The organism is Dyella agri (assembly GCF_044904705.1).
Lineage (GTDB): Bacteria > Pseudomonadota > Gammaproteobacteria > Xanthomonadales > Rhodanobacteraceae > Rhodanobacter_A > Rhodanobacter_A agri.
In genome coordinates this window covers 116935-129434 of record NZ_JADIKL010000001.1, presented here as the reverse complement: position 1 = coordinate 129434, position 12500 = coordinate 116935, and the positions used below count along the sequence as shown (strand labels likewise).

Annotated in this window: 6 protein-coding genes; 2 read left to right on the top strand and 4 right to left on the bottom strand. The window is 66.9% G+C overall.

Going from position 1 to position 12500, the window contains the following annotated elements; genetic code table 11:
- Positions 1 to 927 (bottom strand): ArsR/SmtB family transcription factor, encoded by a 927-nt coding sequence (locus ISP14_RS00550; protein ID WP_404535079.1) that lies wholly within the window; start codon positions 925 to 927, stop codon positions 1 to 3.
- A gap of 201 nt (positions 928 to 1128) precedes the next feature.
- Here ISP14_RS00550 and ISP14_RS00545 point away from each other — a divergent pair, with 201 nt between their 5' ends.
- A complete protein-coding gene (locus tag ISP14_RS00545) occupies positions 1129 to 2289 on the top strand; it encodes an acyl-CoA dehydrogenase family protein (RefSeq protein WP_404535077.1) in 1161 nt (386 codons plus the stop codon).
- A 56-nt stretch (positions 2290 to 2345) separates the two neighbouring features.
- Here the strand turns inward: ISP14_RS00545 and ISP14_RS00540 are convergent, their stop codons facing one another.
- From ISP14_RS00540 to ISP14_RS00530, 3 genes are read right to left on the bottom strand one after another with little or no spacing between them, the layout of a single operon-like run.
- Positions 2346 to 2630, bottom strand: coding sequence for a hypothetical protein (locus ISP14_RS00540; protein WP_404535074.1), 285 nt, complete (start codon positions 2628 to 2630; stop codon positions 2346 to 2348).
- 6 nt (positions 2631 to 2636) lie between these two features.
- A complete protein-coding gene (locus ISP14_RS00535) occupies positions 2637 to 5843 on the bottom strand; it encodes a multidrug efflux RND transporter permease subunit (RefSeq protein ID WP_404535073.1) in 3207 nt (1068 codons plus the stop codon).
- Between the two features lie 10 nt (positions 5844 to 5853).
- Complete coding sequence (locus ISP14_RS00530) at positions 5854 to 7068, bottom strand: efflux RND transporter periplasmic adaptor subunit (RefSeq protein ID WP_404535071.1); 1215 nt, start codon at positions 7066 to 7068, stop codon at positions 5854 to 5856.
- Between the two features lie 387 nt (positions 7069 to 7455).
- Here ISP14_RS00530 and ISP14_RS00525 point away from each other — a divergent pair, with 387 nt between their 5' ends.
- Positions 7456 to 12378 (top strand): NAD-glutamate dehydrogenase, encoded by a 4923-nt coding sequence (locus tag ISP14_RS00525; protein WP_404535069.1) that lies wholly within the window; start codon positions 7456 to 7458, stop codon positions 12376 to 12378.
- Positions 12379 to 12500: the final 122 nt, after the last annotated feature.

The window sequence follows — 12500 nt, the reverse complement described above, 5'->3', positions numbered from 1 at the left end:
TCACTTCTTCTGCGCGAGCAGGCTGATGACTTCGAAATGCGGCGCCTTGCGCTCGCGGCTGAGCCGGTTGCAGCTGACCACCTGCAGCCCGGCGCCGTTGGCGTAGTCGTGCAGTTCGGCCTCGGTGAAGCCGAGATTGCGGTGATCGAACGGCTCCACCGCGGCGCGGTGATCGTGCCGGCCCAGCGTCACCGCGAGCAGGCGGCCGCCGGGGCGCAGCAGGCGCGCGGCGGCGGCCACCGCCTGGGCGGGTCGCTCGGCATAGGTGAGTGCGTGCAGCATCAACACCAGGTCGAAGCGGCGCTCGCCGAGGTCCAGCGCATGCATGTCGCCCTGGCGCACCTCGACGTTGGGAAAGGCTTGCAGGCGCTTCGCTGCGGCCTCGACCACGCGTTCGCTGGAGTCCACGCAGACGATGGAATGCGCGTGCGGCGCCAGCAGCTCGGCGGTGATGCCGTCGCCGGAGGCGATATCCAGCACGTCGCCGGTGCCCAGCAGCTGCAACAGCGCACGCGCCAGGGTTTCCCAGGTGCGGCCGGGCGAATAGTGGCGCTCCATGTCGCCGGCCACGGTGTCCGCCCAGCCTTCGCTGCGGGCGCGGTTGGCGAGCACGGCGGGCAGGCGGTCTGCATCCTCGCGCAGCAAGGCGTCATCGATGTTCTCGCGCAGCGAGGCGATCAGCGCATGCTGGTGCTCGTCGCCCTCGCTGTTGGCGCGGTAATAGGCGGAGACGCCGGCGCGGCGGTCGCGCACCAGGCCGGCCTCCTTCAGCTTGGCCAGATGGGTGGAGACGCGCGGCTGCGCCAGGTGCAGCACGGCGGCCAGTTCGGCCACGGTGAGTTCCTCGCCTTCCAGCAGCGCCAGCAGGCGCACGCGGGTGGGATCGGCCAGCAGGCGCAAGATGCTGGAGGCGGTGCTCAGATCCACGGATTATCCACGCATCGCGATAAAGAGATGCAAAGGCTAGGACGCGCCTGCAAAATCGTCAAGGGCGGGGTGCTGCGGGGGCGCGCGACGGAGGGTTCGCGACGGCCGCCGCGCGCTTCTGCTGCACTCGCACAAGGCCTGGTCGCCGAGGCGGCTAAAATGAGCGGCTTTTCATCCCCGTTTCGCTACCCGGAGTCCCCCATGGATTTCAGCTTTACCGAAGACCAGTTGTCGATCCAGGCCATTGCCCGCGACTTCGCCCAGAAGCGCATCGTGCCGGTGGCGGCCGAGCTGGACGCGAAGGGCGAGTTCCCGCTGGACAACATCCGCGAGATGGGCCAGCTCGGCCTGATGGGCATCGAGGTGCCGCACGAGTACGGCGGCGCGGGCATGGACCCGGTGGGTTACGTGCTGGCGATGATCGAGATCGCCGCCGCCGATGCGGCCACCTCCACCGTGATGTCGGTGAACAACTCGCTGTTCTGCAACGGCATCCTCAAGCACGGCACCGAGGAGCAGAAGCAGAAGTACGTGCGCGCGATCGCGCAGGGCGAGGCGATCGGCGCGTACGCGCTGACCGAGCCGCAGTCCGGTTCCGACGCCTCGGCGATGCATACCCGCGCCCAGAAGAACGACGACGGCGACTGGGTCATCAACGGCAAGAAGAGCTGGATCACCTCCGGCCCGGTCTGCCGCTACATCGTCTTGTTCGCTATCACCACGCCGGGCATCGGTGCCAAGGGCGTGTCGGCCTTCATCATCGACACGCAGAAGCCGGGCTTCCACGCCGGCAAGACCGAGCCCAAGCTCGGCATCCGCGCCTCGGCCACCTGCGAGATCGAGTTCACCGACTACGTGTGCTCGAAGGACGACCTGCTGGGCCAGGAAGGCAAGGGTTTCTCCATCGCGATGGGCGTGCTGGACGCCGGCCGCATCGGCATCGCTTCGCAGGCGGTGGGCATCGCCCGCGCCGCCTATGAAGCCACCTTGCAGTGGTCGCGCGACCGCAAGGCCTTCGGCCAGCCGCTGGGCAGCTTCCAGATGACCCAGGCCAAGATCGCCGACATGAAGTGCAAGTTGGACGCGGCGACGCTGCTGACCCTGCGCGCGGCGTGGGCCAAGGGCAAGGCGGAGAAGAATGGCGGCCGTTTCGGCACGGAAGCGTCGGTTGCCAAACTGGTCGCTTCCGAGGCGGCGATGTGGATCGCCCACCAGGCGGTGCAGATCCACGGCGGCATGGGTTATTCCAAGGAAATGCCGCTGGAACGCTACTTCCGCGACGCCAAGATCACCGAGATCTACGAAGGTACCAGCGAGATCCAGCGCATCGTGATCGCGCGCAACGAGACGGGGCTGCGCTGAACTTCAGGTCCCTCTCCCTCCGGGGAGAGGGTTGAGGCCAGGAGTAGATTTTCGCTTCAAAAAAAGCCCGGACGGGGTAACTCGTCCGGGCTTTTTGCTGAAAGAGGCGAAGGATTTACTTGTTCAACTGTCGCCAGTTTTTCTTGCTTTCCTCGATCTTTTGCTTGAATGCTTCTTGTTGTTCTTGTTTGGTAGGCCCGGCGAATATCCCGAGAGCAAAGAGCGCTGCGCATATCAAGACCGCTGGCAAAGCTGGCAGAAACTGTAACGCCAGCTTTACCAGTAGCGCCGTCAGAAAACCCAGGAACAAATTGAATTGCCAGGGCTTTCCGCGGAGCCATTTCATCTCAATGTCCTCGCTGTGGATCGGAGTCGAACGACTGCATGTCCGTGCCCGTGGTTCCGTGCGGCTTGTCGCTGCTGTCCAGCTTGTCGCCCAGCAGGCGCCGCACCACCACGTAGAACACCGGGATCAGCAGCAGGCCAAGGAAGGTCGCGAACAGCATGCCGCCGATCACGCCGGTGCCGATCGCGTGCCGCGAGTTGGCGCCGGCGCCGGTGGAGACGGCCAGCGGGAGCACGCCGAGGATGAACGCCATCGAGGTCATCAGGATGGGGCGCAAGCGCAGCCGCGAGGCGGTGAGCACCGCATCGAACAGCGTCTTGCCGGCGGCCTGTTCGGCCACCGCGAACTCGACGATCAGGATGGCGTTCTTCGCCGCCAGGCCGATCACCGTGACCATGCCGATCTTGAAGTACAGGTCGTTCGGCATGCCGCGCGCCCACATCGCCACCGCCATGCCCAGCAGGCCCAGCGGCACCACCAGCAGCACGGCGACCGGGATCGACCAGCTTTCGTACAGCGCGGCCAGACAGAGGAACACGATCACGATGGACAGTACCAGCAGCAGGGTGGCCGCATTGCCGGCGAGTACTTCCTGGTAGGACTGTCCGGTCCAGTCCGAGCCGAAGCCGTGCGGCAGGTCGTGGTTCACGATGTTCTGCAGGGCGCCCATCGCCTGGCCAGTGGCGTAGCCGGGAGCGGCGTCGCCCACGATCTCCACCGCGGCATAGCCGTTGTAGCGCGGCAGCGCCAGCGGGCCAGTGTTCCATGCGGTCTTCACCACGCTGGACAGCGGGATCATGCTGTACGGGCTGTTGGTCGGGTTGCCCGTGCCCGAGGCGCCGGCCAGCGTGCTGGGGGTGTAGATGTGCTGCAGGGCATCGATGTCCATGCGGTACGGCGCGTCGGCCTGCACGTAGACGCGCTTGACGCGGCCGCCGTAGGTGAAGTTGTTGATGTACACCGGAGCCAGCAGCAGCGAGATGCTGTTGTAGACGTCGCTTATCGACAGGCCCAGCGCATGCGCCTGCACGCGGTCCACGGTGAGCTGCAGCTGCGACGCGTCGGGCAGCGAGTTCGGCCGCACGCCGAACAGCTCGGGGCTGTTCTTGGCCTTGCCAAGCAGGGTGAACATCGCCTGGCCCAATTCGCCGCGGGACTGGCCCGAGCGCGCCTGCAGGTACATGTCGATGCCGCCGAACTGGCTGAGGCCGCGGATGGTGGGCAGATTGACCACGAACACCTGCGCATCGGTAATGCCGTGGAGCACGCCGTTGGCCTGCTGGATGAACTGGTCCGCGGTCATCGCCCGCTTGCTCCAGTCGGCCAGCTTGATGAAGGCCATGCCGGCGCTTTCGGCGCGGCCGACGAAGCTGAAGCCGCGCACCTGGAAGATGCCGACGTAGTCGTCCTTCAGCGGGCTCTGCGCGAGCTTCTCGCGGATTTCCGTCATCACCTTCTCGGTGCGTTCCAGCGTGGAGCCGGGCGGCAGGTTGATGATCGCCAGCGCGAAGCCCTGGTCCTCGTTGGGCACGAAGCTGGTCGGCAGCTTGGCGAAGGCGAAGAAGGCCAGTCCGCTGACCAGGACGAACACGATCATCCAGCGCGGCGCGTGCCGCACGGCGCTGCCGATGTGGCCCTGGTAGGTGTGGGTGACCCAGTTGAACAGGTCATTGAACTTGCTGAAGACGAGGTTCTTCTGCTGCCTGTGGGTGGGCTTGAGCATGGTCGCGCACAGCGCCGGGGTGAACGACATCGCCAGGAACGCCGAGAAACCCATCGACACGGCGATGGTCAGGGCGAACTGCTTGTAGATCACGCCGGTGGCGCCGGGCTGCAGCGCGGAGGGAATGAACACCGCCGCCAGCACCACGGTGATGGCGATGATCGCGCCGGTGATCTGGCCCATCGCCTTGCGCGTCGCCTCCTTCGGGTCGAGGTGGTCCTCCTCCATGATGCGTTCGACGTTCTCGATCACCACGATCGCGTCGTCCACCACGATGCCGATGGCCAGCACCATGCCGAACAGGGTCAGCTGGTTGAGCGAGAAGCCCAGGATCAGCAGGCCGATGAAGGTGCCCAGCAGCGCCACCGGGATCACCAGGGTGGGAATGATGGTGGCGCGGACGTTCTGCAGGAAGATCAGCATCACCAGGAAGACGAGGATGATCGCCTCCACCAGCGTCTGCACCACATCGTGGATCGAGGCGGTGATGAACGGGGTGGTGTCGTAGGGCACTTCCCAGGTGACGCCCTGCGGGAAGTCCTTCGACAGCTCGGCCATCTTGGCCTTCACCGCGTCGGCCACGTCCAGCGCATTGGCGCCAGGCAGCAGGAACACGCCCAGGCCGCCGGCCGGCTTGCCGTTCCAGGTGGCGCCGAAACCATAGGTTTGCGGGCCGAAGCTGATCCGCGAGATGTCGCCCAGCTTGACCACGGTGCCGTTGGGATCGGCGCGCAGGATGATGTTGCGGAACTGCTTCAGCGAGGAGAACAGGCTGTCCGAGGCCACCGTGGCGGTGAAGGTCTGCCCCTTGCTGGCCGGGTCGGCGCCCAGCGAGCCCGCGGCGGCCTGGATGTTCTGCGTGTTGATCGCGCTCTGCACCTGGCTGGCGGAGATGCCGTAGCCCTGCATCTTGTCCGGGTCCAGCCACACGCGCACGCCGTATTCCGAGCCGAGCTGGAAGGTGCTGCCCACGCCCGAGATGCGGCCGACCTGCGGCGCGATGTCCGAGGCCATGATGTCGTTGAGCCGGGCGTTGTCGATCTCCGGATTGGTGGAGGTCACGCTGACGAACATCAGGATGTCCGGGCTGGCCTTGGCCACCACCACGCCCTGCTGCACCACGGCGGCGGGCAGCTGCGGCTGCGCCAGCGACACCTTGTTCTGCACCTGCACCTGGGCGATGTCGGGGTCGGTGCCGGTGGCGAAGCTGAGGGTGATCTGCGCCGTACCGTTGGAATTGGACACCGAGCTGAAATACAGCAGGTTGTCGATGCCGGTGAGCTGCTGCTCGATCACCTGGGTGACGGTGGATTCCATCGTCGCGGCATTAGCGCCGGGGTAGGTCGCGCTGATCGTCACCTGCGGCGGCGCGATGTCCGGGTAGGAGGCCACGCCCATGCGCATCACCGAGATGGTGCCGAGCAGGGAGATCAGGATGGCCACCACCCACGCGAAGATCGGGCGGTCGATGAAGAAACTTGGCATGGGGAGTTCCTTACGACTTCGCGGCAGTGGACGGCGGCTGGTGGCCGGCTTGCGGCGCGCTGTCCGGCTGCCACGGCGCGGGCTTCACCGGCATGCCCGGCTGGATGCCCATGGGGCTGCCGCCCTGCAGGCCGGAGACGATCACCTGGTCGCCGGCGGCCAGGCCGCTGGTGACGATCCACTGGTTGCCCTGGTTGCTGTCGGCGACCACGTTCTTGCGCTGCGCCTTGCCGTCCTTGTCCACCACCAGCAGGAAGGCGCCGGCCACGTCGCGCTGCAGCGCCTGCTGCGGCACCAGGAACACGTTGTGCTGCTGGCCCAGGTTGATGGTGAGCGTGACGTAGGTGCCCGGCAGCAGCAGGTGCTGCGGGTTGGGCAGCACGCCGCGCAGGTTCACTGCGCCAGTGGTGGCGTTCACCACGGCGGCGGAGAAGTCCAGCGTGCCCGGCTGGTTGTAGGAGCTGCCGTCCGGCAGGCTGACCTGCATGGTGGTCTTGTTCGGCGCGGACAGCGCCACCTGGCCCGCGGCCTGGGCGCGCTGCAGTGAGGACAGGTCGGCCGCGCTCATGGTGAAGTTCACGTACAGCGGATCGAGCTGCTGCACCGTGGTGAGCAGGGTGGAGTTGGCGCCCGCATCGGCGGTGCCATTGCCGACGATGGCGCCCTCGGTCACCTGCTGCTCGCCGGAACGGCCGTCGATCGGTGCGGTGACCTTGGTGTAGCCGAGGTTGATCCGCGCGGTCTGCACGCTGGCCTGGGCCTGCTGCACGGCAGCTGCGGCGCTGCGCTCGGCGGCTGCGTCGGAGTCCAGTTGCGCGCGGGAGACATAGCCCATCGGAATGAGCGAACGGTCGCGCTCGGCCACCACGTGCGCGTTGGTGTAGGTCGCCTTGGCCGAGGCCAGGTTGCCCAGCGCCGAATCCAGCGTCGCCTTGTATGGCGCCGGGTCGATCTGGAACATCAGCTGGCCCTGCTTGACGTCGCTGCCTTCGGTGTACACGCGCTTGAGCAGCAGGCCCGAGACGCGGGCGAGCACATCGGCGCTGCGGAAGGCCGACAGGCGTCCGACCAGGTCCTTGGTCAGCGGTTCGTTGCTCGACTGCACGGTGATCACGCTCACCTGCGGCGGCGGCATTTGCTGCTGGCCTTGCTCCTTCTTGCCACAGGCGGTCAGGGCCAGCAGGCCGAGGCACAACGCGGGCGCGCGCAGGGACGGGGATTTCATGAGAGCTCCGAAACGTGCTGATCGTGGTCGAATGACGAACGTTTACAGGCGCAGCGGGGGCTGGCGCGAGTTGGTGGGGCGCTACTATACCGTACAGTTCACAATTTATCGAAGGGGTCGTGGAACTTTTCCATGGAAGCGGTTCGAGCGGGCGTGAAGGCACGCTGTCACGCTTCTGCCACGTGCGGCAAACACGCGTTTGCCGATGATGCCGCATGTGCGTCGCGCGCGCCTGCATCGCGGTTCCGACGATGCGTTTGCGTACTGATGCCCGAGCATGAATGGAGCGCCATCCATGACGCTGTGCACAAGGCACAACGGTGGATTGAAGCGTATCCTTTTAGGGCTTTATCGCGTCACTTTCATCTCCACTACACAGTAGATGCCATGAATGCCATTCGTGCAGCCCATGAAGTTCCGTTTCAGTCCGCCGTGTTCGAGGCGCTGAAGCAAACCGGATTCCCCGCCCAGCGCCTTGATGAGGCGCAATTTTTTATCGGAGCCTTCTTCGCGCGGATCAGCGAGGGCGATTGTGGCCTGCACACCCCGGCGCAATGGGCGGCCGTGGTGAACGGCCTGCTGGACTTCATGCAGCAGCGCACGCCGGGCCGCGCAGCCGTGCGTGTGGCGAACCCCGAGGCCGGCCATGGCTGGCTGCAGATCGTCACCGACGACATGCCGTTCCTGATCGACACCGTGAGCATGCTGGTGTCGGCGCGCTCGCGGATCCACGCCGTGGTCCACCCGGTGCTGCCGGTGCAGCGCGATGCCGGCGGCAAGCTGCTGGGGCTGGGCGGCGAGCAGGGCGTGGCTGAATCGGTGATGCATTTCGAGATCGATCGCATGGCCGATGCCGCCGAGCAGGCGCAACTGGTCGCGCAGATCGAGTCCGCGCTGGAGGACGTGCGCGTGGCGGTGAGCGACTGGGCGGCGATGCGCGACAAGGCGCTCGCCATCGCCGACGAGTTGCCGCAGCGCAAGCCCGCGCTGGACGCGGCCTCGGCGCGCGAGGCCGGCGACTTCCTGCGCTGGCTCGCCGCCGACAACTTCACCTTCTTTGGCTACCGCGAATACGAAGTGGCCGACGCCGACGGTGAGCGCGTGCTGCGCGCCATCGACGATTCGGGCCTGGGCATCCTGCGCAAGAGCGAGCAGTCGCTGGCGCCGCGCTCGCTGAAGACGCTGGCGGCCAGCGAGCTGCCGCAGTCCGGCTCGATCGACGCGATCATCCTGACCAAGACGAATGCCCGTTCGCGCATGCATCGCCCCGGCTACATGGATTACATCGGCGTGCTCAAGTTCGGCGCCGACGGCCGCGCCGTGGCGGAGCAGCGCTTCCTCGGCCTGTTCACCTCCAGCGCCGGCATGGCACGCCCGCAGGACGTGCCGCTGGTGCGGCACAAGGTGGAGGCGGTGCTGGCGCGCTCGGGGCTGAAGCGCGATTCGTACTCCGGCAAGTCGCTGCGCCACACGCTGGAGACGCTGCCGCGCGAAGAGCTCCTGCAGAGCAGCGAGGACGAGCTGTTCGCCATCGCCATCGGCATCCACGAACTGCGGCAGCGCGCGCGCACGCGCCTGTTCATGCGCCGCGACCGCTACGGCCGCTTCTTCGCCTGCCAGGTGTTCGTGCCGCGCGAGCGCTTCAACACCTCGGTGCGCGAACGCATCGAGGCGCTGCTGGGCGAGGCGCTGCACGCCGAGCAGATCGATTCCTCGGTGCTGATGGGCGAGGACGCACTGGCGCGCCTCTACATCGTGCTGCGTCCGAAGATCGGCGATCAGCCCAAGTACGATTTGGTCGAGCTGGAGCAGGGCGTGGCGGCCATCGCGCGCAACTGGCACGACGACGTGCGCGACGCGCTGGTGGCGCAGCGCGGCGAACATGATGGCGTGGTGCTGGCGAACCGCTACGCGCGCGCGCTGCCGCCCGGCTATATCGACGATGTGAGCCCGGCGGTGGCCGCCGAGGACGTGTACCAGCTGTCGCTGCTGGAAGGCGACAACGCGTTGCGCATGTCGTTCTACCACCCGCCGAAGGCGCCGGAGATGCTGCGCTTCAAGGTCTACCGCTCCGGCGGCGACATCGCGCTGTCCGAGGTGCTGCCGCAACTGGAGAACCTGGGCCTGCGCGTGCTCACTGAGCACGTCTACGAGATCCAGGGTGACGGCGTGCCGCTGTCGATCCAGGACTTCGAGGTGCAGCCGGTGGGCAAGCTCACCTTCGGCGTGGAGCAGGTGGGTTCGCTGTTCGAGCACGCCTTCGAGCAGATCTGGCGCGGCAACGCCGAGAACGACGGTTTCAACCGTCTGGTGCTGGGCGCCCGTCTGAGCTGGCGCCAGATCGCGATGCTGCGCGGCTACTGCAAATACCTGCTGCAGGCCGGTTCGCCGTTCTCGCAGTCGTACATGGAAGACACGCTCAACAACTATCCGGCCATCGCCGGCTTGCTGGTGGAGCTGTTCCTCGCCAAGTTCGATCCGCGCCGCGAGTCGCTGTCGGACGACGAGCGCAAGCTTGCCGCCGGGCTGCTGCACGGCGAGATGTCCGCGCTGATCCCGGCGAACGTGCAGGCCGCTAACCCCACGCTGGTCGACGGCCTCGCCGCCGCGCTGGCGCAGCCGCGCGCCGAGCAGGCCAAGGTGATCGAGGGCGCCATCAACGTGCTGCTGGAGAACGTGGCCAGCCTCGACGAGGACCGCATCCTGCGCAGCTTCATCGCGGTGATCCACGCTACCTTGCGCACCAGCTTCTTCCAGCAGTGGAACGGCGCCTACCGCGACTACATCAGCTACAAGCTCGACTCGCACGCCGTGCCCGAGCTGCCCAAGCCGGTGCCGTACCGCGAGATCTGGGTGTGCGCGCCGCGCGTGGAAGGCATCCACCTGCGCTTCGGCCCGGTGGCGCGCGGCGGCCTGCGCTGGTCCGACCGCCGTGAGGACTTCCGCACCGAGGTGCTGGGCCTGGTGAAGGCGCAGATGGTGAAGAACACCGTGATCGTGCCGGTGGGCTCGAAGGGCGGCTTCTTCGTCAAGAAGCCGCCAGTAGGTGGCGACCGCGATGCGCAGCAGGCCGAGGGCATCGCCTGCTACAAGCTGTTCATCAACGGCCTGCTCGACATCACCGACAACCTGGTCGAGGGCAATGTGGCGAATCCGCACGACGTGGTGCGCCACGACGCGGACGATCCCTACCTGGTGGTGGCTGCCGACAAGGGCACGGCCACGTTCTCCGACATCGCCAACGCGATCTCCATCGAGCATGGCTTCTGGCTGGGCGACGCCTTCGCTTCCGGCGGCTCCAACGGCTATGACCACAAGGGCATGGGCATCACCGCCAAGGGCGCGTGGGAATCGGTGAAGCGCCATTTCCGCGCGCTGGGCCGCGACAGCCAGACGCAGGATTTCACCTGCGTGGGCATCGGCGACATGTCCGGCGACGTGTTCGGCAACGGCATGCTGTTGTCGAAGCACATCCGGCTGGTGGCCGCGTTCGACCATCGCCACGTGTTCATCGATCCGAACCCGGATGCGGCGCGTTCCTTCGTCGAGCGCGAGCGCATGTTCACGGTGCCGCGTTCGAGCTGGGACGACTACGACAAGTCGCTGATTTCCGCCGGCGGCGGCATCTGGCCGCGCAGCGCGAAGTCGATCCCGGTATCGCCGGAGGCACGCGCAGTGCTGGGTCTCAAGCCCGACGTTACCCAGATGGCGCCGACCGACCTGCTCAACGCCATCCTCAAGGCGCCGGTGGACCTGCTCTGGAACGGCGGCATCGGCACCTACGTCAAGGCCAGCAGCGAAACCCACGCCGACGCCCGCGACCGCGCCAACAACGGCCTGCGCGTGGACGGCAACGAGCTGCGCTGCAAGGTCGTCGGCGAGGGCGGCAACCTCGGCATGACCCAGAAGGGCCGCATCGAGGCGGCGCACAAGGGCGTGCTGCTGAACACCGACTTCATCGACAACTCCGCCGGCGTGGACACCTCCGATCACGAGGTGAACATCAAGATCCTGCTCAACGACGCCGTGCAGCGCGGCGAGCTCACCGAGGCGGCGCGCAACACCCAGCTGGCCGCGATGACCGACGAGGTCGGCCAGCTGGTGCTGTGGGACAACTATCGCCAGAACCAGGCGATCACCTTGATGGAGCACCAGTCGGCCAAGCGCATCGGCTCGATGGCGCACTTCATCCGTACGCTGGAGGCCGAGGGCTCGCTGGATCGCCAGGTGGAGAACCTGCCGGGCGAAGCGGAACTGACCGAGCGCAAGACGCGCGGCCAGGGCATGACGCGCCCGGAACTGTCGGTTCTGCTGTCCTACGACAAGATCCGCCTGTACCAGCAGCTGCTGGACTCCGACGTGCCGGAAGATCCGTACCTCTCCAAGGAACTGGTGCGCTACTTCCCCGCGCCGCTGCATGACAAGTACGCCGCACACATGCAGCGCCATCGCCTGAAGCGCGAGATCATCGCCACCGCGGTGACCAACTCCACGATCAACCGCATGGGCGCCACCTTCATGATGCGCATGCAGGAGGACACCGGCAAAGGCCCGGCGGCGATCGCCAAGGCCTACACCGCTGCACGCGAGATCCTGGATGCGCGCGAGCTGTGGGCCGAGATCGAGGCGCTGGACAGCCAGGTGGCCGAGGGCACCCAGGTCGATGCGGTGATGCAGATCTGGTCGCTGCTGCGCCACATGACCCGCTGGCTGCTCAATCGCCCCGGCGGCACGCTGGAGATCGCCGCCAACGTCGAGCGCTACCAGGCGGGCGTGGGCGCCCTGCGCAAGGCGCTGCCGGAGGTGCTCACCGCCACCGGCAAGGGCGACTTCGCCAGCAGCCAGGAGAAGTGGGAAGGCCTGGGCCTGCCCGCCGAGCTGGCCGTGCGGCTGGCGCGCCTGTCCGAACTGCGCGCCGCGCTGGACATGGTCGAGGTGGCGCAGCAGAGCGGCCAGCCGATCGAGAAGGTTGCCGGCGTGTTCTACGAGCTGGGCGAGGTGCTGGACCTGGAGTGGCTGCGCGGCCAGATCGAGGCACTGCCGGTGGAAGGCCACTGGCATGCCCAGGCGCGCGGCTCGCTGCTGGACGAGCTGACCCACCAGCATCGCGCGCTGGTGCAGCAAGTGCTGAAGCTGGCCGGCAGCCGCACCGACGTGTCGCCGGTGCAGGTCTGGCTGCAGCGCGACGACGCTACGCTGCAGCACACCCGCGGGATGCTGGCGGAGATCCTCACCCAGAATGCCGACTACCCGATCGCCTCGGTCGCGGTGCGCCGGCTGGCACAGCTGGCGCAGGTGCCGGTGGGCTGAGAGGGCCGGCCCATCTTTCTCCCTCTTCCCTTTGGGGAGAGGGTTGGGGTGAGGGGCCGAGCGGGCAAAAGCCTCCATGCATGATCGAAGCCCCGGCTTGTCCGGGGCTTCGCTTTTACGGC